The sequence below is a fragment of the Vibrio tapetis subsp. tapetis genome (genome assembly GCF_900233005.1).
Classification (GTDB): Bacteria; Pseudomonadota; Gammaproteobacteria; order Enterobacterales; family Vibrionaceae; genus Vibrio; species Vibrio tapetis.
Genome location: NZ_LT960611.1, coordinates 2,742,246 through 2,765,737, shown reverse-complemented (window position 1 = coordinate 2,765,737; position 23,492 = coordinate 2,742,246). Strand labels below are relative to the sequence as shown.

General features: G+C 43.6%; 15 protein-coding genes, 1 pseudogene and 1 other annotated feature. Of the genes and pseudogenes, 11 read left to right on the top strand and 5 right to left on the bottom strand.

What is annotated here, in order from left to right:
- Positions 1-75: 75 nt before the first annotated feature.
- A complete protein-coding gene (locus tag VTAP4600_RS12295; protein ID WP_102523056.1) occupies positions 76-1,545 on the bottom strand; it encodes a glutamate synthase subunit beta in 1,470 nt (489 codons plus the stop codon).
- The gene (gene gltB / locus VTAP4600_RS12290; protein ID WP_102523055.1) at positions 1,545-6,089 is read right to left on the bottom strand and encodes a glutamate synthase large subunit; all 4,545 of its coding nucleotides are present in this window, start codon (positions 6,087-6,089) and stop codon (positions 1,545-1,547) included. Before gltB ends, VTAP4600_RS12295 begins: the two co-directional genes overlap by 1 nt.
- A 522-nt stretch (positions 6,090-6,611) precedes the next feature.
- Between gltB and mnmL the strand changes: the two genes are divergently transcribed.
- From mnmL to VTAP4600_RS12270, 4 genes are all read left to right on the top strand, one after another.
- Positions 6,612-7,556: a tRNA modification radical SAM protein MnmL/YtqA gene (gene mnmL / locus VTAP4600_RS12285; RefSeq protein ID WP_102523054.1), complete on the top strand. Its 945-nt coding sequence runs from the start codon at positions 6,612-6,614 to the stop codon at positions 7,554-7,556.
- Between the two features lie 109 nt (positions 7,557-7,665).
- Positions 7,666-9,396: a diguanylate cyclase domain-containing protein gene (locus VTAP4600_RS12280; protein ID WP_102523053.1), complete on the top strand. Its 1,731-nt coding sequence runs from the start codon at positions 7,666-7,668 to the stop codon at positions 9,394-9,396.
- A gap of 137 nt (positions 9,397-9,533) precedes the next feature.
- A complete protein-coding gene (gene arcB / locus VTAP4600_RS12275; RefSeq protein WP_102523052.1) occupies positions 9,534-11,891 on the top strand; it encodes an aerobic respiration two-component sensor histidine kinase ArcB in 2,358 nt (785 codons plus the stop codon).
- A gap of 1 nt (position 11,892) precedes the next feature.
- Positions 11,893-12,360 carry a hypothetical protein gene (locus tag VTAP4600_RS12270; RefSeq protein ID WP_102523051.1) on the top strand — a complete coding sequence of 156 codons (468 nt, stop codon included), beginning with the start codon at positions 11,893-11,895 and terminating at the stop codon, positions 12,358-12,360.
- Positions 12,361-12,438: 78 nt separating this feature from the next.
- On the opposite strand, the gene arcA is transcribed toward VTAP4600_RS12270, so the two are convergent.
- The gene (arcA, locus tag VTAP4600_RS12265; RefSeq protein WP_102523050.1) at positions 12,439-13,155 is read right to left on the bottom strand and encodes a two-component system response regulator ArcA; all 717 of its coding nucleotides are present in this window, start codon (positions 13,153-13,155) and stop codon (positions 12,439-12,441) included.
- A gap of 782 nt (positions 13,156-13,937) precedes the next feature.
- Here arcA and VTAP4600_RS12260 point away from each other — a divergent pair.
- A pseudogene (locus VTAP4600_RS12260) lies at positions 13,938-14,409 on the top strand (putative 4-hydroxy-4-methyl-2-oxoglutarate aldolase).
- Here the strand turns inward: VTAP4600_RS12260 and VTAP4600_RS12255 are convergent.
- A complete protein-coding gene (locus VTAP4600_RS12255) occupies positions 14,406-14,864 on the bottom strand; it encodes a ribonuclease regulator (protein ID WP_102523049.1) in 459 nt (152 codons plus the stop codon). The pseudogene VTAP4600_RS12260 and the gene VTAP4600_RS12255 sit on opposite strands and share 4 nt — an antisense overlap.
- Positions 14,865-15,268: 404 nt before the next feature.
- Positions 15,269-15,384: a sequence feature (Thr leader region), on the top strand.
- 31 nt (positions 15,385-15,415) lie between these two features.
- Between VTAP4600_RS12255 and thrA the strand changes: the two genes are divergently transcribed.
- Genes thrA through thrC form a run of 3 tightly spaced genes read left to right on the top strand, consistent with a single transcriptional unit; the run spans position 15,416 to position 20,114 of the window.
- Positions 15,416-17,875 (top strand): bifunctional aspartate kinase/homoserine dehydrogenase I, encoded by a 2,460-nt coding sequence (gene thrA, locus VTAP4600_RS12250; RefSeq protein ID WP_102523048.1) that lies wholly within the window; start codon positions 15,416-15,418, stop codon positions 17,873-17,875.
- A gap of 2 nt (positions 17,876-17,877) precedes the next feature.
- Positions 17,878-18,834, top strand: coding sequence for a homoserine kinase (gene thrB / locus VTAP4600_RS12245; protein ID WP_102523047.1), 957 nt, complete (start codon positions 17,878-17,880; stop codon positions 18,832-18,834).
- Positions 18,831-20,114, top strand: coding sequence for a threonine synthase (gene thrC / locus VTAP4600_RS12240; RefSeq protein WP_102523046.1), 1,284 nt, complete (start codon positions 18,831-18,833; stop codon positions 20,112-20,114). The genes thrB and thrC overlap by 4 nt, the downstream gene beginning before the upstream one ends.
- Positions 20,115-20,220: 106 nt before the next feature.
- On the opposite strand, the gene grcA is transcribed toward thrC, so the two are convergent.
- On the bottom strand, positions 20,221-20,598 hold the full coding sequence (gene grcA / locus VTAP4600_RS12235; protein ID WP_102523045.1) for an autonomous glycyl radical cofactor GrcA: 378 nt from the start codon (positions 20,596-20,598) through the stop codon (positions 20,221-20,223).
- A 345-nt stretch (positions 20,599-20,943) separates the two neighbouring features.
- On the opposite strand from grcA, the gene nfo reads away from it, so the two are divergent.
- The 3 genes from nfo (at position 20,944) to VTAP4600_RS12220 (ending at position 23,479) form a co-directional block, all read left to right on the top strand.
- Positions 20,944-21,789 carry a deoxyribonuclease IV gene (gene nfo / locus VTAP4600_RS12230; protein WP_102523044.1) on the top strand — a complete coding sequence of 282 codons (846 nt, stop codon included), beginning with the start codon at positions 20,944-20,946 and terminating at the stop codon, positions 21,787-21,789.
- Positions 21,790-22,145: 356 nt separating this feature from the next.
- Entirely contained in the window at positions 22,146-22,820 is a 675-nt protein-coding gene (gene ung / locus VTAP4600_RS12225; protein WP_102523043.1) for a uracil-DNA glycosylase, read from the top strand.
- Positions 22,821-22,927: 107 nt separating this feature from the next.
- The gene (locus tag VTAP4600_RS12220) at positions 22,928-23,479 is read left to right on the top strand and encodes a hemerythrin domain-containing protein (protein WP_102523979.1); all 552 of its coding nucleotides are present in this window, start codon (positions 22,928-22,930) and stop codon (positions 23,477-23,479) included.
- The last annotated feature ends 13 nt before the right edge of the window (positions 23,480-23,492 follow it).

Here is a 23,492-nt window from a genome sequence, read left to right as displayed (position 1 = left end):
AGGCTAGATATAAAACGAAAAAAGGCCAGCAGAGGACAATCTGCCGGCCAATAGGAAGGAACTATTTATAGTTATTTATGCTGAAAGCATGAGCGAGTTCGCTCTAGCTTCTAGATTTGTACCACCCATAAGGTAAGCATCGATTTCGCGAGCACATTCACGGCCTTCGTTAATACAACGAACAACCAAAGACTGGCCTGTACGCATATCTCCGGCAGCAAACACGCCTTTTTGGCTAGTTGCATAACCTTCAGTCGCTACGTTACCGCGCTCATCAAGTTTAATATCCAGTTGAGCTAGCACACCTGTTGGCTCTGGGTGTAAGAACCCCATCGCTAAGAATGCCATGTCACAAGGGATAACACGCTCAGTCGCTGCAACTTCTTCAAACCCTGGGCGTTCACCTGGTTTAGCGTCTTGCCATACGATATCGGCAATACGTAAACCTGTGACTTCACCTTCATCATTACTGATGAATTCTTTAGTCAGAATATTCCAATGACGCTCACAGCCCTCCTCATGAGAAGTGGTTGTCTTCATGATCATTGGGTACTGAGGCCAAGGCATGTTAACCGGACGTTTCTCCGGTGGGATCGGCATGATTTCCACTTGAGTGATGCTTGCCGCTTTATGACGGTTTGATGTGCCGACACAGTCAGAACCAGTATCACCACCACCAATCACAACAATGTGCTTGTCTTTAGCGTGGATCTCTTCAGTTTTCAGATCTAAGCCGTTAGCGCGACGGTTGTTTTGGCCGAGAAATTCCATTGCAAAATGCACGCCTTTTAGCTCTCGGCCAGGAATTGGCAGATCGCGAGGGACAGTAGAACCACCGGTTAGCAATACAACATCGAAATCTTGACGAAGTTGTTGAGCATTAACGTCGACACCAATGTGCTGATTTACTTTGAACTCAACACCAGCGTCAGCCATCATATTGATCTTACGATCAATCACGTCCATACCAAGCTTAAAGTCGGGGATACCAAAACGCAGTAATCCGCCTACTTTTTCATCTCGCTCAAAAACCGTAACAGTATGACCTGCGCTGTTCAGCTGTTCCGCCGCAGCAAGACCTGCCGGGCCAGAACCGATGATCGCAATGGTTTTACCGGTGCGAGAACGCGGTGTTTTTGGCTTAGCGTAGCCTTCGCGATAGGCGGTTTCTACAATGGTTTTCTCGATATTACAAATCGTGATTGGATCTTGGTTGATACCAAGAACACAGGCACTCTCACACGGAGATGGGCATACACGACCAGTAAATTCAGGGAAGTTATTGGTCGAGCTTAGAATGTTCCAAGCTTCTTCCCAGCTATCACGATAAACCGCATCGTTAAATTCAGGAATGATGTTACCAATAGGACAACCGCTGTGACAAAACGGTACGCCACAGTCCATACAACGTGATGCTTGAGTACCGATTTTTTCGCCAAATTCGTCGTTTAGTACGAATTCTTTGTTGTCTTCAATTCGAACCGACGGGTCGAGCTTTTTTGGAAGCTCACGACCATGTTCTAAAAATCCAGTAGGCTTACCCATTATACTGCCTCCACTTGTTCCGTTTGTGCTTGCACAGCTTCCGCTTTACGTTTTTGCAGCACCGCTTTGTAATCACGCGGCATTACCTTAACCAAAGAGGCTAGGCTAGCTTCAAAATTGTCTAGGAAAGATTGTGCAACTTCACTTCCTGTGAATTTCACATGTTTCGTTAGCATGTCTAATAGAAGATCTTTATCTTCTTGTTCGATTGGGTCTAGGTCGACCAGTTCAGCATTAAGCTTGGTTTCAAAGTCACCTGCTTTATCCCAAACATACGCAACACCGCCACTCATACCTGCCGCAAAGTTACGACCTGTAGAGCCTAGGATAACTGCTGCGCCACCCGTCATGTATTCACAACCGTGGTCACCAATACCTTCAACTACGACTTTCGCACCTGAGTTACGAACACAGAAACGCTCACCCGCCATACCACGGATGAAAGATTCACCTGACGTTGCTCCATAGAAACATACGTTACCAACCACGATGTTGTCTTCTGCAACGATGGTCGATTTGGTGTCTGGGTACAGTACTAGCGTACCGCCAGATAGCCCTTTACCCCAATAGTCATTCGCGTCGCCTTCTACTTCAAACTTAACGCCTTTCGCTAGGAATGCACCAAAGGATTGGCCAGCACTGCCGTAGAACTTAACGTTCATTGGCTTTGGTAGACCTTTATCTTTGTACACTTTCGAAATCTCGTTCGACAGCATGGTGCCCGCAGAGCGGTCAGTGTTGATGATAGGGAACTCAGCGGTAACGGCTTCGCCTTTTTCTAAAGCAGGAATCGCCGCTTGGATTAACTTACGATCCAGAACGTCTTCAAGATTATGGTTTTGCTGTGTCTGGTTATGAATGCCATCGCCTTCACGCGCTTGTTCAATATGCAGAACAGGCGTTAGATCTAGGTTTTTGTATTTCCAGTGTTTGATGTCTTCACGTACTTTCAGCTTGTGAGATTGGCCAACCATCTCTTCGATAGTACGGAAACCAAGTTCAGCCATTACTTCACGCATGCCTTCTGCCATGTATTGGAAGAAAGTCACGACATCATCTACGCGGCCATCAAAGCGCTCACGCAGTGTTTTATTTTGTGTTGCGATACCAACAGGGCAGGTGTTTTTATGACACTTACGCATCATGATACAGCCTTCAACAACCAATGCCGCCGTTGCTACGCCCCATTCTTCAGCACCTAACAACGTCGCTACGATTAAATCGCGTGGCGTTTTCATTTGGCCATCAGACTGAACAACGATACGGTTACGCAAACCGTTTTTAAGTAGAGTTTGGTGCGTTTCCGCCAGCCCAAACTCCCATGGTAGACCTGTGTGGCGAATCGATGACATTGGTGATGCACCAGTACCGCCATCAAAACCTGCAATCAGTACTACATCGGCTTTAGCTTTTGCTACACCAGAGGCAATCGTACCAACACCGGCTTCAGACACGAGCTTAACGTTAACACGGCCATCACGGTTGGCATTTTTCAGATCGTAGATCAGCTGAGCCAAATCTTCGATTGAGTAAATATCATGGTGTGGCGGTGGTGAAATTAGGCCGACGCCAGGAGTCGAGTGACGTGTCGCGCCGATCCAGTCATCTACTTTATCGCCAGGAAGTTGTCCGCCTTCACCTGGTTTCGCGCCTTGAGCCATTTTAATCTGAATTTCATCAGAGTTAGTTAGGTAGTAAGACGTTACGCCGAATCGACCAGAAGCAACCTGCTTGATAGCAGAGCGTTCCCAATCGCCGTTTTCTTTCGGTTCAAAACGCGCTGGATCTTCACCACCCTCACCAGAGTTCGATTTCGCGCCAATGCGGTTCATCGCGACAGCCAGTGTTGAGTGCGCTTCATAAGAAATTGAACCGAATGACATGGCACCGGTAGCAAAGCGCTTCAAGATGCTTTCGATTGGTTCTACTTCTTCAAGTGGAATAGAACCTGCTGGATTTTTAACGAAATCTAGCTGGCTACGCAGTGTTGCTGCGTTGTCGCCTTGAGCATCGACGGCTTGTGCGTATTGTTTAAACTGAGAGTAATCTTTATTGCGTGTAGACTCTTGCAATAAAGAAATGGTCTCTGGGTTAAACAAGTGTTTTTCGCCACGTTGTTTCCATTGGTAAACACCGCCAACATCCAAAACTTGGACTGGGATTTCACGTGTTGGGTAACCAAGGCGGTGACGAACTAATACTTCTTTTGCAATGTCATCAATGGTTAAGCCTTCGATACGAGTAACGGTACCGGTGAAGTACTTATCAACCACTGATTTGCTGATACCAAGTGCTTCAAAAATTTGAGCTCCATGGTACGACTGAAGCGTAGAAATGCCCATCTTAGAGAAGATTTTCAGTAGACCGCCGTTAACACCTTTACGGTAGTTATCGAAAAGCGCTTCTGCTGATAGTGATGGGTCTAGCTTCTTAGTGCGCTGAAGATCAATGATGGTTTCAGTCACTAAGTATGGGTTAACTGCGTTAGCACCGTAACCAACTAATGTGGCGAAATGGTGCGTCTCACGAGCATCGCCAGTCTCAATCACGATGTCACACTTAGCACGTAATCCTTTACGAATTAGGTGGTGGTGAACTGCGCCAACGGCCAGCATTGCTGGAATTGCTGCGTGGTTTGAGTTAACGGCACGGTCAGTCAGTAGGATGATAGAGTAACCGTCATTTACGGCATCTTCAGCGTATTGACAAACACGTTTAAGCGCGCGCTCGAGCTTGCCTTTTTCTTCGCTTGCACGGAATACGATATCCAGCGTTTTTGCTTGTAAGTGCTCGTTATCAATCGCGCGCAGTTTTTCTAGTTCCGCGTTTGATAATACTGGCGACTCAAGCTCAACTTTTTGACAGTGTTCAGGCGTTTCTGCCAGTAGGTTTTGGTCTTTACCTAAGTACGTATTTAACGACATAACCATGCGCTCACGGATCGGATCGATCGGTGGGTTGGTTACCTGAGCAAATAGCTGCTTAAAGTAGTTTGAAAGGTGCTGCGATTGGTGTGACAAAATCGCTAACGGCCAATCGGCACCCATGGCTGAAAGTGGCTCGTAGCCAGTTTTTGCCAGAGGAACAATGATCTCGTTTACTTCTTCAGAACTCACACCAAAAGCTTGCTGATGATGCAGTAGACGTTCAGGTGAAGGCTGAGAGTGAGAGTTATCGGCTTCTGGCAGCTCTTTCAAGCTCAATAGGTTGTCTTTAACCCATTGCTCATAAGGCTGTGCTTTAGCGATGTCGTCTTTCACTTCTTCATCTGAAATGATGCGGCCTTGTTCAAGGTCAGCAACAAAAATACGACCCGGTTGCAGACGACCACGGAACTCAACGTTTTCTGGTTCAATTTCTACAACACCAGATTCAGATGCCATAACGAGGAAGTCATCTTTAGTCACTGTGTAACGAGATGGACGCAGGCCGTTACGGTCTAGCGTTGCACCTACTTGAACACCATCGGTGAAACAAACTGATGCAGGGCCATCCCATGGTTCCATGACGTTAGCGTGGTATTGATAGAACGCACGACGTGTTGGATCCATGTTTTTGTTTTCTTGCCATGCTTCAGGGATCATCATCATCAATGCATGAGGCAAGCTACGGCCAGAAAGAACTAATAGCTCAAGCGCCATGTCAAAGTTCGATGAATCTGAGCTACCTTCTTGACAGATAGGCAGCAGCATGTCGATTTCTGCTTTAGTGAAAAGATCGGATTCAATGATCGCTTCACGCGCTTTCATCCAGTTTAAGTTACCACGAACCGTGTTGATCTCGCCGTTATGAGCGATGTAACGGAATGGTTGGGCTAGACGCCAGCGTGGGAATGTATTGGTAGAGAAGCGAGAGTGAACTAAGGCTAAAGCAGTAACCATGGTCGGGTTCTGCAAATCTAGGAAATACTGAGGCACTTGCTCTGTGGTTAATTGACCTTTATAAACCAACGTCTTGTATGACATTGAGTTAATGTAGAAGTCGTCACCAATGTTTGAAATGCTTTCTAGGCAGACACGGACTGTGTAGTTACGTAGAACATACAGCTTACGCTCAAGCTCTTCTGGCTTAATACCAGGACCGCCAGAGATAAATACGTGCTCGAATTGTGGTTCAGTGCTTAGTGGGTCAGCGCCGATCATTGAATTATCGACAGGCAGTACACGGTAGCCGATGACTTCAAGCTCAAGGCGTTTAGCATTACGCTCTAGAATGTCTCTACATTGAGCGCGTTTGTGTTCGTCTTTCGGGAACAACACCACACCCACACCATACTTTTCAAACGAAGGCAGAGTAAGACCTTGCTTGACGGTTTCTTCTAAAAGAAATTCATGAGGTTTCTGCAATAAGATACCAGCACCATCGCCGCTGCATGGATCACAGCCTTGACCACCACGGTGTTCCATACGAGCAAGCATGTCGAGTGCTTGAGTGACAACAGCGTGAGATTTGCGGTTCTTAAGATGAGCAACAAAACCGATACCACAAGCGTCATGCTCCAATTCAGGAGTATATAGACCTTGTGAATTCTGCTTATCTACCATAGATAACATCCTTCCAGTTATTTTCGGGCGCGGGTTGCTAAAGGCAACAGCCGACCCTGTCCTTTTTTAATTATGAAATCGAAACCGTTTTTTGTTAAAAACAGTCAGAATCCTTTCTGTCCTTCGCGGGAAATTATGAGCGAAGAAGACTATTCCTTGGAGATACACACTCAAATAAACCAATATGATAGGTTTTGATGTTGGTGGGGAGTGATATCTACCTATTTAACTCTGTTTCATCAAACACAAAAATGCCTGATAAAAGGTGACGCGTGTAACTATCCTACAATTTTGGCTAGTTAAATTCCATTTAAACTTACCTTGAATTGCGCATTTTTTCGACCAGTTTTTGCATATGTAGCTTAACAAATCGATAACATCGTCACTATTTATAGGATTTAATGCATCTTTATTGATTTCCGTCGGGGATAAAAAAAGACGTGCTACTAAAATTCGGCCCTATTTCTTGCAGATATGTAATTTTGTTTCACAAGAGGGTGTTTGCGCCCAGAGTACTTTTTAATGGCAAAGCAGTTACACGAATTGGTTAATACAATAGGTCAGGATTTACAGCGTCGATACGGTGAAAAAGTGCATAAACTGACTTTGCACGGTGGCTTTAGTTGCCCAAACCGCGATGGCACGATAGGAAGAGGCGGCTGTACTTTTTGTAATGTGGCGTCTTTTTCTGATGAACAAACGCAAATAAAAAGTATTCGTGAGCAATTGACTGATCGTGCTGGTGAGGTAAAGCGAGCTAAAAAGTACTTGGCCTATTTTCAAGCCTACACGAATACCTATGCGGAAGTTCAAGTACTAAAAAATATGTATGAAGAAGCACTGACTCAAGCGGATATTGTCGGGCTTTGTGTCGGTACTCGCCCAGACTGTGTGCCGCAAGCAGTATTGGACTTGCTATCACAATATCGTGAACAAGGTTATGAAATATGGTTAGAACTGGGTTTGCAAACGGCCAATACCGATACATTAAAGCGAATTAATCGTGGCCATGACTTTGAATGCTATGCTGATATTACAAAGAAAGCTCAAGAGCTTGGTATTAAAGTCTGTACTCACCTGATTATTGGTTTGCCGAAAGAAACGGAACAGGATTACCGCGAGACGCTACAAAAAGTCATCGAAGTTGGCACTGACGGAATCAAATTGCACCCGCTTCATATTGTCGAAGGCAGTACCATGGCCAAAGCGTGGCGGGCTGGAAAAATTGAAGAGTTAGCCCTTGATCATTACATCGACATAGCCACTGATTTAATTCGTCATACGCCAAGAGACATCGTGTTTCATAGAGTGACGGCGACCGCTCGTCGACCGACCTTACTTGCTCCTTTATGGGGAGAGCAACGCTGGCTAGCAATGACCAGTATTGGTAGCCGACTGGATGTGCAAGGCGCACAGGGTAGCGCTTTAGGTGCGCCTTTCGTTTATACGTTACCAAAGTTGAAGTAAATAGTGTCAATGAATCATCGATGAAACATAACGACAGGCGGTTAGAAGTGAGGCGAGAGAGCACGCTTTTGTGTACACTGTAAAAGTCTGTTTAAAAAGCGAATCTTGGATGGAAACGATATACCACTGGTTGTGGCAAACCACGCGCGAATTTGGCTTCGAATGCGCGGTAATTATACTTAGCATAATAATGGTGTTCTATTATCGACATCGCGCTCAACGCCAAGCTGAGCGTTTTTTGTCTGATGTGCCTATGGCTGTCATTGTTATTGATGCCAAAAGTGGGCAATTGCTGAATGCAAATCGCCATGCGCAGCAGTTGTTTTCTATTCGAAAGGTTGGTGAGCAGTTTCTTTTTCCGAGCATGATTAGCCCTGACTTTTTACTCAAGATATTTAGCCCTTTTTGCTCGAATGGTCAGTTTAGTGATCATGTGCAGTCTTTTCCTGTTTCTGAACACCTTTCTCGTAAGTTGTGCCTGTCTGGGCAGTTAGAAAAATATCGTGGCCATTCTGCTTGGTATGTCTATGCCGAGCTAGAACAAAGCTCTCATGATGATGAACCTATGCTCCAACAAGAGGTGACAACTCGGGTATTGGATTCAATGTCCGAATTGGTGTTTTTCAAAGACAAGAATCATCAGTTGCTCGGAACGAATAAAGCGCATGACCATTTTTGGCATGAGCGTTTAGAGGAAGCAGAGCATCTTGCTCTGAACCATAAAAATGGACGCTTTAGCCAGCGAAAATGGACAACAACACCTGATGGGAAAAGTTGCTTATTAGAAACTCACATTAGTGTGTTAATGGATGACAAAGGAAATCCAATGGGGACGCTTGGCATTAGTCATGATGTAACCGATTGGAAGAAAACTCAGCAAGCACTCAGAGATGAAATGGAGCGGCATAAAGATACCGAAGTCGCGTTGGCCCAGAGGGATACCATTTTACAATCCATCTTAACGGCTAGCCCGGATCCCATTGGAATGTTCAATGAGAATATGATCTACGAAGCGTGTAATCAGCCATTTGTTGAGGCTCTTGGTATTACTGATCCTGCAGAATTGCTCGGTAAAAAATTGGATCAGGTGGTCCCTCAAGATAATTACCTCAATTATGAAAACAGTGACCAACAAGTTATGAAGCAAGGAAAAACGCTGAGGTACATTAGCAAAGTTGAGCGTACCAGTGGGGTGGCTACTTGGTATGACGTAGTGAAATCACCATATCAAGATCCCGCCTCAGGAACTAACGGAGTATTGGTCATCACACGTGATGTCAGTGAACGCTATTTGGCCGAGCAAAAGTTAGCGAGCGCAAACCTAGAGTTGGAAAAACTGAGCTTTATCGATGGCTTAACCAAAGTAGCAAATCGCCGTAGATTTGATGAGCAGTTAGACATATTGTGGCGTTTGCATGTAAGGCAACAAAAACCGCTTACCATCATGCTGTGTGATATTGATTATTTTAAAGACTACAATGACAGCTACGGACACCAAAAAGGGGATGATGCTCTCATCCAAGTCGCTCAAGTGTTTGCTCAAGTCTTATCGAGACAATCTGATTTTGTGGCTCGATATGGTGGAGAGGAGTTCGCATTTTTGCTACCAGATACAGATTCTGAAGGGGCAGGTAATGTGGCGGTACGCATTCATGAAGCGATCCAAGAACTAAGAATTGATCACGAACAGTCTCTGGTATCCGATTGGGTCACTCTGAGTATCGGAATCGTCTCTTATATTCCTAATAATGACCAAACGGCAAGTTCTTTGGTTGCTATGGCCGATAAAGCCTTGTACCGAGCAAAACAAAAAGGTCGAAATCAATCTCAGTTCTACTAACAATCGTTATGAACTACCAAGCCAGCATGTCAGAATAAAATCATCGTAATTTCATTTGGTTAGTTGTGAGCCTTTTACGGGACGAAAGGCCATAACCTAGTTACAATTGACCCTCATTATCGAAACAGGAACGTTGAATGAAGCCAATAAAAAATCTAGCCCAGTACTATGTCGACTTGCTCGTTAAGCTGGGTATTGTGCGCTTCTCTATTTTATTGGCGCTGGCTCTGGTGGCATTAGCGGTCTTTGTTCAAGTGGGCATTACGCTTGCGCTGCAAGGCAGTGTTGATGACATTGATATTGTCCGTTCTGTATTTTTTGGTTTGATCATTACACCTTGGGCTGTGTATTTTCTTTCGGTTGTGGTTGATCAGCTAGAAGAGTCCCGCCAACGACTGTCTAAATTGGTGTCCAAGCTCAAAGACATGCGCTCTCGCGATCAAGAGCTTAATTATCAGCTACAGCAGAATATCGCTCGCTTGAATTCAGAAATTGAAGAAAGGCAACGAGCAGAAGAGGCGCGTGGTGAAGTGTTGGCTGATCTCGAAAATGAAGTGTATCAGAGAGAAAGAGCACAAGTGGAGCTTGCTGAACGCACTGCGTTGTTGCGCTCATTTATCGATGCTTCTCCGGACCTAATTTATTACCGCAATGAGCAGGGTGAATTTTCAGGCTGTAACCGTGCAATGGAAAACCTGACAGGTAAAGGTGAACATGAGCTGGTAGGCCTTACACCTTGGGATGTGTACAGCAAAGAGGTGGCAAGGCAAATCGTTGAAACCGATAAGCAAGTATTTGATGGTAACCACTCACTAACGTACGAGCAATGGCTTGAGTATCCTGATGGTAAAAAAGCGTATTTTGAGCTGAGAAAAGTGCCGTTTTATAGCAAAGAAGGGAAACACCTTGGCTTAGTTGGATTCGGCCGAGATATTACTGAACGTAAGAAATATCAAGATGCGCTGGAAAAAGCCAGCCAAGATAAAACCACCTTTATTTCTACCATCAGTCATGAATTACGCACGCCTCTTAATGGCATTGTCGGCTTGAGTCGTATGCTGTTGGATACCAAATTAACGGAAGAGCAGCGTCAGTATCTGCAAACCATTAATGTGAGTGCGGTGAGTTTAGGTAATATCTTTAACGATATTATTGATATGGATAAGTTTGATCGCCGTAAATTGGAGCTGTTCCCTAAAGCGTTAGACTTTAATGATTTCATAGCCGAAATAGAAAGTTTATCCAGCTTGATGGCTGAACAGAAAGGGTTACGCTTTGATTTAGAAAGATTAACGCCGTTGCCGAGTGGCATTGTGGTTGATGCGACGCGTTTGAGACAGGTACTTTGGAACTTAATTAGCAATGCAATGAAGTTCACTAAAGAGGGCGGCGTTGTCATGAGTGTCAGTACTGAAACTCAAGATGATATGGTTGAAGTGACTCTAGAGATCGAAGATACCGGTGTAGGCATTCCCGATAGTGAATTAGATAAAATCTTCGCGATGTATTACCAAGTGAAATCGGGCAAAGATAACTTGCATGCAGTTGGTACCGGTATTGGCTTGGCTGTATCTCGTCAGCTCATTAATATGATGAATGGCGATATCGTTGTTTCTAGTGAAGAAGGGTTTGGTAGTACCTTTACTGTGACGATCAGCGTGCCCGTGGTTCAGGGCGAAGTGGATAAAACAAGTAAGTATCTGGAAGTGCAGGGTTCGTTACGTATCTTCATGTTGGAAGACATCGAGCTAAATGTCACCGTTGCACGTTCTTTGCTTGAAAGCCTGGGTCATACCGTTGATGTAGCGATGACCGGGCAAGAAGCGATAGATAATTTTGAACCTCACTTATATGATTTGGCCCTACTTGATATTCAACTGCCAGATATGACAGGTTTTGACGTTGCAGAGTACTTTAGAAAGACACATAGTGAATTACCACCACTGGTTGCCCTGACTGCCAATACGCTGAAAGATAAAGATGAATATTTGCGTAAAGGGATGGATGATGTCATTAGCAAGCCATTATCTGTTAAGGGTGTGAAAAGGGCATTAGCGCACTGTGTCGATCAGGATAAGAGCATTGAATCGCCCTCGCAGCCGATTGAAGAGAAACAGTCAGCAGAACCATCGAAAGCATTCAATAAAGTTCTCGACCTACCAATGTTAGAATCGTACGTTGAAATTGTTGGCTCGGGCCCTGTATTGCAAAGCATAAAAATGTTTGAAGATATGATGCCAAGTTATATCGAAATTCTTGATTCAAATATGATCGCGAAAGATCAAGATGGTATTGTGTCAGAGGCACATAAGATTAAAGGGGCTGCGGGCTCTATTGGTCTTAAACATATACAAAAAGTAGCGCAAAAAGCTCAATCTCCTGAGCATGCCGCGTGGTGGGAGAATATTCAAGATTGGGTGGATGAAATCAGAAACGGTTACCAGCACGATATTGAAATTCTTAAAGATTGGCTTCTAAGCAGCGAAGGTAAATAGAATGAATACAAAGATCGCAACAGCAGCAATACTGGGCTTTACGTTACTGACTGGGTGTGCAGCAACAGCACCTTCTGCCGAACAAGCTCCTTGGGGAGAAAATAACACCATTATGATTTCAGAAACAAAGGTCGCATTATCGAGCAACCTTTGGATCAATGCCATGCCGTCTGCAACGGAACAAAGTGGCCAAATGGTGAATGCGGCCTTATATATCGAATCTAAGCAGGGCTTGCCGGCTAACCTAGCCGTGACAAGCGTGACGCTACGTCAGGGTGAACAAGTATGGGTGATATCAGAAGACGATTTTGAATTGCGAACCCACTTAGACACGCAATGGGAGATCGCCTTACTGGTTGAAGCAAACATTGATGACAGCCTGCCAGTCGATGTGGCAGTGAGTTTTGGCAGTGATAACAAAGCGTTTTGGCTAATAGACCGTAATATCAAGGTTGATACGGTTTACTAAACCGAGCTGAAAGACAGTAAAAAGCCCTGAACGCTAACGTTCAGGGCTTTTTAGTATGTAACGCAGGAGATTTTAGACTTATTCGTCTAAATCACCACAGAAGCGATAACCTTCACCGTGAATTGTCGCGATGATTTCCGGAGTATCAGCAATGGATTCGAAATGCTTACGAATGCGACGGATAGTCACATCTACAGTACGATCATGTGGCTTAAGCTCGCGGCCTGTCATTTTTTTCAGTAAGTCGGCGCGTGTTTGAATTTTGCCTGGGTTTTCACAGAAGTGAAGCAGGGCACGGAATTCAGAGCGAGGCAGTTTATAACCTTCGCCACCAGGACTAACTAATGAACGGCTGTTGATATCAAGCTCCCAGCCATTAAACGTATAGCTTTCAACTGTGCGCTTTTCTTCAGGTGTTGCACCAATGCTCATTGAGCGGCCTAGAAGGTTACGGGCACGGATAGTCAGTTCACGTGGGTTGAATGGCTTGGTGATGTAATCATCAGCACCAATCTCAAGACCTAAGATCTTATCAACTTCGTTATCACGACCGGTTAAGAACATGAGGGCAACATTTGCTTGTTCACGCAATTCACGAGCAAGGAGTAATCCGTTTTTACCGGGCAAGTTAATGTCCATGATAACCAGATTAACTTGGTTTTCAGAGAGTAACTGGTGCATTTCTTCACCGTCACTCGCTTCAAATACAGTGTATCCCTCTGCTTCGAAAATGCTCTTTAGCGTATTACGGGTCACTTGCTCATCTTCAACGATGAGAATTTGTGGGGTTTGCATTGGCGGTACCTAAATTGTAACTAAATTGTTTAAATAAATAGATTCTAGGCAAAAAAAATAACGTTTGGAAAGATGTTAATGCTAAAAATCTTCAATCATCCTTCCTAAATGGTACGCCGTCCGTGGGAGCCTTTTGATATCAAGGCTCAGTCCTAATACGTTTGCATATTGATTTTTGCCGTCAATTGTTACTGATTCTATATTGTTAACAGCTTGCTAACAATGGCTGATTGTTATTTCCATTCAGTTTGTTGATTTATATCAATAGATGAAATTAAACTAGAATAGATAGTAGATTAGCGATTATGGAAGGCAGTATTTAACAACGAGAACTTCTGTTAGCTGGGCTTTAAATGAGACGATTGACCATTTAAATGTGGTGAAAAATACGGTTATCGTTGTGATTTTATTTTGATTCTATCCTTTATTATCAATAGCTTTGAATGATTTCACATCCTAGAGTTATAATGATTACTCAATGTTTTTGTAGTGAAAAAAATGTTTAAAATCCTGAATGAGCTCGCAAGAAAACGCTGATGAGAGCTGATTTTTTTGTAGGAAAATCACCACAAAATTGATTCAAATATGCCCTGAGTCGAGTTGAAAACATCATTCTATACGCAAAATTAATGAGATTTTGATTGTCAACGCAGCCTAGAAAGTGTGCGTGACCCTACAATTTTACGAAAAATTGAACCACTTACAGATACAAGGACAAAATTAACCATATTGACGCTGAATAAAGATGTTCAGCATTAGAGGAAGACTTCCAAGGAGGAACAATGAAAGACTTACTACCCGATCTGTGTGATCAGTATGAGGAGCAAGTTAAATTGCTTGATCTGCCGCTGCAAAATTTTGGTATGCGGTCGGCGTTTTGGGGAAAGGTGGTAACAGTTCGCTGTTTTCACGATAACTCCAAAGTTCGAGAAGTACTGAGCCAGAATGGCAAAGGCAAAGTATTGTTTGTGGATGGCAATGGGTCTTGTCAAAAAGCCTTATTAGGCGATCAGTTAGCCATATTAGCCATTGAGAATCATTGGGAAGGGGTTATTGTTTGGGGGGCATGCCGCTATGTCTCAGATCGATCTTGGTGTCAAGGCTATTGCAGCGTGTCCATTTAAGACCGATAAGCGCGGTATTGGTGAGATTGATGTGGGCTTAACAATACAGAGGCAGATGATTCAACCTGGCGATTATATTTACGCTGATTGGAACGGAACCTTGTTATCAAAGGATGAATTAGAGGTTTAAAAGCTGAACCCTAACCCGACTTCAAGACCTTGCTGCCACTCTTCGTAATCGAAAGTGGCATGCAAATCTACGTGATCAGAAATTTTTAGCCGGCTGGTCACTTCTGCCGACAATTGTTTTTCTTCCGTAGGGTCGTTTTTATTTACTTGAGCTCTCAGACTACTTTTAAAGGTAATGTTTTCGTTGAATTGATAACTCATCCCACTCAAAAAACCATTTTGTTTTTCTGAGCTATCACTTGTGATACTGGCGCCCACATAGAGATCGAGTGATTCAAAAACATTGTAAGAGTAGCCACTGTCAATTTGCCAAATATCAAACTGTTCAGTGTTGGTGTTTGAGTTACTTGAAATAAAAAGCTTATGAGAAGAGGCTTTCTCAGGGGCAAGTGGAAATGGGCTGCTTAGGCAAATGCTAGGCAGCAGAAGAAGGCCTGATAACAGAACTCGTTTCATATTGCCTCCTTGCTAATTTATCCACTTAGTGAATATAGCGTAAGTTCCCTAACTGAACGATCTTTTTTTGTTTCCTCACATTTAATTGAGATCCTTCTCACCTATTTGTGATCTTTGCGGTGTTTTACCTTTCTCAATTAGTACCTTTCAACTAAGTGCATAATACCGTGAGCTAAAGAAATAAGGGATAAATTGCTGGATAACCTCATTTTTATTTTTACAGTGATTATTTTTGATTTAATTTATTTAAAATCAAATATTTAGGTCTAATTTAATAACCAAAATCCTTTGAGGCTACTGTAATAAAAACAAGTTTTATGTTGACTTGATAGCACAAAATCGGTAAACGTAAAGTTAAGCAAACAGAGAATATTGATAATAGAATAAAATAATTATGTTACTTACCCGCTCTACCATGACCACCATTATTATTACCAACATAACCATTGTTGGGGCGGCCTTGTAAGCGAAAGTTTTTCAAAAAAAGGCCTGTATCCCCAGAGATGCAGGCCTTTTTTTATGCAGATTTAAAATTAATACCGGAGGAAGGGATGCGAGTATTGAAGTTTGGCGGTTCATCATTAGCGGATGCTGATCGATTTTTAAGAGCTGCAGATATTATTGCGAATAATGCGCAACAAGATGACATAGCCGTGGTGCTATCAGCGCCGGGAAAAACCACCAATAAGCTGGTTTCAGTGATTGAAGGGGCGCTACGAAACGGAGAGGCAGAGCTTCAGATTGCCGAGTTGGAATCGTCGTTGCAAGGATTGTATGAAGAGATTTTAACCCACGTACCGAATGTTGATGGAACGGGTTTCTCTAATCAACTAAAGACCTCGTTATCGCAACTGCGCCAATTTGTTCATGGCATTAACCTGTTAGGCATGTGCCCAAACAATGTTAATGCACGAATCATCAGCAAGGGCGAGCGAATCTCGATTCAACTGATGAAAGCAGTATTGGAAGCAAAAGGCCAAGCGGCTGCATTGATTGACCCTGTGCAGTACCTTTATGCACAAGGCGATTACTTAGAAGCCATGGTTGATGTTGATGTATCAACTCAAAACTTCAGACAACAACCGCTTGCCGCTAATCATGTTCATATCATGCCTGGTTTTACTGCAGGTAATGCACAAGGTGAATTAGTTACGTTGGGTCGCAATGGTTCCGATTACTCAGCGGCAGTGCTTGCGGCGTGTTTACGTGCAGAGTGTTGTGAAATTTGGACTGACGTTGATGGCGTATATAACTGTGACCCACGCTTAGTCGATGATGCTCGCTTACTGAAGTCACTCAGCTATCAAGAAGCAATGGAGCTTTCCTACTTTGGTGCATCTGTTTTGCATCCAAAAACCATTGCACCTATCGCTCAGTTCCACATTCCTTGCTTGATTAAAAATAGCTTTAATCCACAAGGCGAAGGCACGCTAATCGGTCAAGATACCGGTGAAGATAATCTGGCGATTAAAGGTATTACAACCCTTAATAAGCTAACGATGGTGAACGTTTCAGGCCCGGGTATGAAAGGCATGGTTGGCATGGCGAGCCGCGTGTTTGGTTCTATGTCTGCATCTGGCGTATCAATCGTGCTTATCACGCAATCATCTTCTGAATACAGCATCAGCTTCTGTATCGAACAAGCGGATAAAGCCAAAGCGAAGAAAGCCTTAGGTGACGCGTTTGAATTAGAACTGAAAGATGGCCTATTAGAGCCTGTTGATTTTATTGATGATGTTGCCATCGTGACCTTGGTTGGCGATGGTATGCGTACTTCTCGTGGTGTTGCGTCGCAGTTCTTTGCGTCATTAGCTGAAGTGAACGTTAACATCGTAGCAATAGCGCAAGGTTCATCTGAACGTGCAATCTCTGCGGTAATTCCTGAAGATAAAATCGCAGAAGCGGTAAAAGCTTGTCATGAAAATTTATTTAACTCTAAGCACTTCCTAGACGTATTTGTCGTTGGTGTTGGTGGCGTTGGTGGCGAGCTGGTTGATCAAATTGAAAGGCAACAAGCCACGTTAGCCGAAAAAGGCATTGTGCTGCGAGTATGTGGCCTAGCAAATAGCAAAGGCTTATTACTTGATAGTGAAGGCTTACCATTGGATCATTGGCGCGATCGCATGAAGAACGCAAGCCAAGAGTTCAACTTGGCACAACTGATCGCACTGGTTCAACGTAACCACATTATTAACCCTGTATTGGTTGATTGTACTTCAAGTGAAACCATCGCTAATCAATATGCCGATTTCCTAGCGGCGGGTTTCCACGTAGTGACTCCAAACAAGAAAGCCAACACAGCAAGTATGGCTTACTACCACCAGTTGCGTAACGTTGCTCGTTCATCGCGTCGTAAGTTGATGTATGAAACAACGGTAGGTGCTGGCTTACCCGTTATTGAAAACCTACAGAACCTAATTTCAGCAGGGGATGAACTGGACAAGTTTAACGGTATTTTATCGGGTTCACTGTCTTACATCTTTGGTAAGTTGGATGAAGGAATGACGTTAAGTCAAGCGACCAACATTGCGAAAGATAACGGTTTTACTGAGCCAGATCCTCGTGATGATCTTTCTGGAATGGACGTTGCTCGTAAGTTGCTTATTTTAGCGCGTGAAGCTGGATTTGAGTTAGAGCTTGAAGATGTCGTTGTAGAGCAAGCTCTGCCACCAGGCTTTGATGACAGTGGTTCTGTGGATGAGTTTATGGCTCGCTTACCAGAAGCAGATGCCTACTTCTTAGCTGAGTCAGCAAAAGCAGCGAAAGAAGGCAAAGTATTGCGCTACGTTGGCGAAATCTTAGATGGCCAATGTAAAGTACGCATTGCCGCTGTTGATGAAAACGATCCAATGTACAAAATTAAAGATGGTGAGAATGCGCTTGCGTTCTATAGCCGTTACTACCAACCGATCCCATTGGTTCTACGTGGTTATGGCGCGGGTACAGAAGTAACCGCGGCCGGTGTATTCGCTGATGTGATGCGTACCCTTGGTTGGAAATTAGGAGTGTAACGATGAGCGTTGTAGTTTATGCCCCGGCATCGATTGGTAATGTCAGCGTCGGATTTGACGTATTGGGCGCGGCGGTTTCACCTATTGATGGTTCATTATTGGGTGATCGAGTTAAAGTGGAAAGTGGTGAGCAAGACTTTTCACTCGACACTGCAGGCAGCTTCGTTGCTAAATTGCCAACCGATCCAAAAGAAAATATTGTATACGATTGCTGGCGTGTGTTTGCTCGTGAACTGGCGAGCAAAGAGGTCGCACTTAAAAATGTGCACATGACGCTTGAGAAAAACATGCCAATTGGCTCTGGGCTTGGGTCGAGTGCTTGTTCCATTGTAGCGGCGTTAGATGCTTTAAATCAATTTCATGACAACCCGTTGTCAGAAATGGAGTTATTGGCATTAATGGGCGAAATGGAGGGGCAGATATCAGGTGGTATCCACTATGATAACGTGGCGCCTTGTTACCTGGGGGGTGTCCAGTTAATGCTAGAGGAAATGGGACACATCAGCCAACCAGTGCCGAGTTTTGATGAGTGGTATTGGGTCATGGCTTACCCTGGTATTAAAGTGTCTACCGCAGAAGCTCGAGAAATATTGCCGTCTCAGTACCGCCGCCAAGATATCATTGCTCATGGCCGTCACCTGGCGGGTTTTATTCATGCTTCCCATTCAGGTCAGCCAGAGTTAGCCGCAAAAATGATCAAAGACGTGATTGCTGAACCATATCGTGAGAAACTTCTCCCTGGTTTTGCTGACGCGCGTAAGTACGCACTTAGTGCTGGCGCTTTAGCTACGGGGATTTCTGGTAGCGGCCCAACATTGTTCAGCATTTGCAAAGATAAAGATGTCGCCGAGCGAGTTGCTCGCTGGTTAGAACAAAATTACGTACAGAATGAAGAAGGATTCGTTCACGTTTGTCATCTAGATAAGCAAGGTTCGAAAATAACAGGAAGTGAGCTATGAAGCTTTACAACATCAAAGAAAATGAAGAACAAGTCTCTTTTGGCCAAGCCGTGCGCCAAGGGTTAGGTCGTAACCAAGGGTTATTTTTTCCAGCAGAATTGCCAAAATTTGACGATATTGATGCGCTACTGGCCGAAGATTTTATTCCTCGTAGCAGCAAGATTTTGTCGGCACTGATTGGTGATGAGCTCAGTAAAGAGCAAGTTCATCAATTAGTTGATAATGCATTCCAATTTCCAGCACCAATCAAGTCTATTAAAGATGGCGTTTACGCGTTAGAGCTTTTCCATGGGCCGACGCTTGCGTTTAAAGATTTTGGTGGCCGTTTCATGGCGCAATCTTTGGCTGCGGTATCTGATGGTGGTCAAATTACCATTTTGACAGCAACATCGGGTGACACTGGCGCGGCGGTTGCTCATGCATTTTATGGCATGGAAAACATCAACGTCGTGATTCTATACCCGAAAGGAAAGATCAGCCCGCTTCAAGAAAAGCTGTTCTGTACACTCGGTAAGAATATCCACACCGTTGAAATTGACGGCGACTTTGATGACTGCCAGGCGCTGGTTAAGCAATCATTTGATGATGCAGAATTGCGCAAAGAAATTGGTTTGAACTCAGCGAACTCTATCAATATTAGCCGTTTAATGGCGCAGATTTGCTACTACTTTGAAGCGGCAGCTCAAATGACAGCAGACGAGCGTGAAAATCTGGTTATTTCTGTACCAAGTGGCAACTTTGGCAACTTAACGGCTGGCTTGCTGGCTAAATCGTTGGGTCTTCCAGTTAAACGCTTTATCGCCGCAACTAACGTGAATGACACGGTACCTCGCTACCTAGAAACCGGAGAGTGGCAACCGAAAGCGACCATTGCAACGACATCCAATGCGATGGACGTGAGTCAGCCAAACAACTGGCCTCGTATTGAAGAGCTATGCCAATTGAAAGGTTGGGGCCTAGATACGCTAGGTAAAGGTGCTGTTACTGACGAGCAAAGCGCTCAATCTGTTGCTGAGCTTAACGAGCAAGGTTACCTATGTGAGCCACACGGTGCGATTGCTTACCGTATTTTACAAGAGCAGCTACAGGAAGGTGAAACAGGCTTGTTCTTGTGTACTGCGCATCCTGCGAAGTTTAAAGAAGTGGTTGACGACATCTTAGGTGGAGACATTGACGTGCCAGCGCCTTTGGCTAAGCACGCGGCAATGGATCTATTGTCTGAAGATCTTGCCAATGACTTTGATGCATTGAAAGTCGTACTAAGACGAGTACAACCTTAGTCAGTAATGTCGGGCTTCATTGAAAGCCCGTTTACTCACATAAAAAAACGGCGCTCATTGAGCGCCGTTTTTGTATTCTTAGACTTGTGTCTAGTGCTTGCTGATCTTATAGAGAGTCAGTGAAAGTACGTGCGATTACGTCTTTTTGCTGTTCAACGGTTAGAGAGTTGAAACGTACAGCGTAACCTGAAACACGAATAGTTAGCTGTGGGTAGTTCTCTGGGTGTGCAACAGCATCTTCAAGAGTTTCACGCTTAAGAACGTTAACGTTTAGGTGTTGGCCACCTTCAATGCGAGGAGCGGTTTCAATAGCCACTTCACGGCTTTCGTACTCACCTAGGTCAGCAGCTGAAACAACTTGATCAGCTTCGTAGCCTGATGTTGCTGCAACACAACGTGCTTCGTTCTTTTCGCTATCCAGTAACCAGATAGAGTTAAGAAGATTATCATTTGCCGCTTTAGTGATTTGAATACCTTGAATCATAACTTTCTCCTAGTCCACTTTCGTGGCTGTTATATTGGTGTTAATTTTCGAATTATTGTTGAGCTACGGTTATTATATAGCTAATGTCCACTATAATAATATTGATTTAGATCAAAAGACAACTAAAAACCTTAATTATTTTACGGTGAAAAGATTGAGGTAAATCAATAAATTCTTAAAAAACAACGTATTTACAAAATATTTGATACTATAAAAAATAGTTTAATACTAATTTTGTAGTAAATTTACTACAAAATATACACAATCTAAGTCATATTGCAGGTAAGTCATTGCTTCTTACTGTGAAGATGAAAGTGATTACAACAACAAATTACAGAGGGTTCTATGAAGTTAATTGGGGCACATGTATCTGCTGCTGGTGGCGTGGATAATGCACCGATGCGTGCAAGAGAGATTGGTGCGAACGCATTTGCGCTATTTACTAAAAATCAGCGTCAGTGGGTGGCAAAGCCACTCGATGCAAAAACCATTTCTGCCTTTAAAGCTAACTGCAAGATGCTGGGCTTTGGCCCTGAGAGTATTTTGCCACATGACTCCTACTTGATTAATTTGGGGGCTCCTGAAGAAGAAAAGCTGCAAAAGTCTCGCGATGCTTTTGTTGATGAGATGGAACGTTGTCATCAGCTTGGTTTGCATTTACTGAATTTTCATCCAGGTAGTCATTTAAAGAAGATCTCTGAGTCTGATTGCTTGGCTCGTATTGCTGAGTCGATCAACTTGGCTCACCAAGCGGTTCCAGATGTGGTTGCAGTGATTGAGAATACAGCCGGGCAGGGAACTAACTTAGGCTGGCGATTTGAGCACCTAGCGGAAATCATTGAACAGGTGGAAGACAAACAAAGGGTCGGAGTTTGCCTCGATACTTGCCACACTTTCACTGCAGGTTACGATCTTCGTAGTAAAGAATCTTGTGAAGCGACGTTTACAGAATTTGATCAAGTGGTGGGAATGCACTACTTGAAGGCAATGCACATTAATGATTCTAAAGTAGAATTTGCGAGCAGAGTGGATCGTCACCATTCCTTAGGCAAGGGCGAAATTGGTTGGCCGTGTTTCGAATACATCATGAAAGACGACAGATTTAACGGTATCCCATTGATTTTAGAAACAATTGAACCATCAATTTGGCCTGACGAAATCCAACAATTACGTATGTTTGAAAAAAAGTAGAGCAATTATATACGTTTAGCAAACCACATTGAAAAACTGGCATCATTCTTTCATAGATCCTATTACCGCTAGCTTGTTATGACGAAATTACTTGTTAGCAAAGCCAGCAAGCGTTTAGTTTTCGGTCTGTAGGAGAACGTTATGATGATGTCATATTTCAATTTTAATACGGTAATTCAGCCTCGAAATATTCCAGTACCCAATCGTCCTATTCAAGGTCGAGGCCATTGGAGAACTCCTCAAAAAACCTATTAGTCTAGGTTTTAGTTGGCGTGACCCTTGTTAGGTCACAAGCCTGTAGCACCTTACAATTAAATCTGGTTACAATGCATCAGAATTAATCGTGAGGTGTTTTTATGTTAGCCGCTAAAACTTGGCAAGATGTGATTTCTGAACAGCAACAACAGGAATATTTTCAACAAACCCTAGCGTTTGTTAAGCAAGAGCGAAGCTCTGGTAAAGCGGTCTTCCCTCCAGAAGATGAGGTGTTTAGTGCTTTTGACGCGACGCCACTTAACCAAGTTAAAGTCGTGATCTTAGGCCAAGATCCTTACCACGGTGTAGGGCAAGCTCATGGGTTGTGCTTTTCCGTTCGTCCCGATATTAAGACGCCGCCGTCACTCGTTAATATATACAAAGAGTTGGTGCAGGATATAGATGGGTTTTGTACCCCTTCTCATGGCTATTTACAAAGTTGGGCCAAGCAAGGTGTACTTTTGCTAAATACAGTACTAACCGTCGAGCAAGGTCATGCGCACTCTCATGCAAAATGTGGCTGGGAAACGTTCACAGATAAAGTTATTGCTGAGTTAAATGAGAGGGAAAATAAGATTATCTTTCTACTTTGGGGAGCTCATGCTCAAAAGAAAGGAAAAATGATCTGTCGTGATAAGCACCTAGTGTTGGAGGCGCCACATCCTTCTCCTTTATCGGCACATCGAGGCTTTTTGGGGTGTGGCCATTTTTCTAAAGTTAATCAATACCTTGATGGTATGGGGCACGCTAAAATTAATTGGCAGCCCATTCTGTAACTGTTGTTTATTTAACCAAAATCAAGGTATCGTTTGCAATTGTTAGCTAGTCTGTACTCTAAAGGGATTTCTTTTGATAAACATAAGAATAATGAGGAATGGACGCTATGATGTTAGAACGGATACGTCGAGAACACGGCTATATGATGCGGTTACTGGCTATTTTAAATAAAAAGCTAGTCGCTCTTCGCAATGAGCAGTCAGTAAATTATTCGCTACTTAAAGAAGTGGTGGATTATCTAAGTAATCACTCGGAAAAGGTTCATCACCCTAAAGAAGATATTCTATATCTTTATTATCAAGCTCACTATAAAGACGCTGGTACGATTAAAGATTTGGAGCAAGAGCACAAAGACCTGTCAGAATTGACGGACGATTTTCTTAATACTATCGAGATGATTTTACAAGATGCGGTTGTGCCACTTGATATGTTTGCTGATCGCTTAGAGGACTTCATCATTCGGCAGAAACAGCATTTAGAAATTGAGGAAAAAGAAATATTACCTCTTATTGATAAGCACTTTACTCCTGATGATTGGAGAGCCGTCGAGCTGAAATGGAAAGCTGAAGATGAAGACCCTGTGTTTGGTGAAACGATCGCAGAGCGCTACAAGCAATTGGCTGAGCGAATCAAAGCTTCTGATCTTATGGAGAACTAACCATAGTGTTAGT

Coding starts and splice junctions, on each gene's coding strand:
- VTAP4600_RS12295 (WP_102523056.1), bottom strand. CDS start 1,545: ATGGGTAAGCCTACTGGATTTTTAGAACATGGTCGTGAGCTTCCAAAA.
- gltB (WP_102523055.1), bottom strand. CDS start 6,089: ATGGTAGATAAGCAGAATTCACAAGGTCTATATACTCCTGAATTGGAG.
- mnmL (WP_102523054.1), top strand. CDS start 6,612: ATGGCAAAGCAGTTACACGAATTGGTTAATACAATAGGTCAGGATTTA.
- VTAP4600_RS12280 (WP_102523053.1), top strand. CDS start 7,666: ATGGAAACGATATACCACTGGTTGTGGCAAACCACGCGCGAATTTGGC.
- arcB (WP_102523052.1), top strand. CDS start 9,534: ATGAAGCCAATAAAAAATCTAGCCCAGTACTATGTCGACTTGCTCGTT.
- VTAP4600_RS12270 (WP_102523051.1), top strand. CDS start 11,893: ATGAATACAAAGATCGCAACAGCAGCAATACTGGGCTTTACGTTACTG.
- arcA (WP_102523050.1), bottom strand. CDS start 13,155: ATGCAAACCCCACAAATTCTCATCGTTGAAGATGAGCAAGTGACCCGT.
- VTAP4600_RS12255 (WP_102523049.1), bottom strand. CDS start 14,864: ATGAAACGAGTTCTGTTATCAGGCCTTCTTCTGCTGCCTAGCATTTGC.
- thrA (WP_102523048.1), top strand. CDS start 15,416: ATGCGAGTATTGAAGTTTGGCGGTTCATCATTAGCGGATGCTGATCGA.
- thrB (WP_102523047.1), top strand. CDS start 17,878: ATGAGCGTTGTAGTTTATGCCCCGGCATCGATTGGTAATGTCAGCGTC.
- thrC (WP_102523046.1), top strand. CDS start 18,831: ATGAAGCTTTACAACATCAAAGAAAATGAAGAACAAGTCTCTTTTGGC.
- grcA (WP_102523045.1), bottom strand. CDS start 20,598: ATGATTCAAGGTATTCAAATCACTAAAGCGGCAAATGATAATCTTCTT.
- nfo (WP_102523044.1), top strand. CDS start 20,944: ATGAAGTTAATTGGGGCACATGTATCTGCTGCTGGTGGCGTGGATAAT.
- ung (WP_102523043.1), top strand. CDS start 22,146: ATGTTAGCCGCTAAAACTTGGCAAGATGTGATTTCTGAACAGCAACAA.
- VTAP4600_RS12220 (WP_102523979.1), top strand. CDS start 22,928: ATGATGTTAGAACGGATACGTCGAGAACACGGCTATATGATGCGGTTA.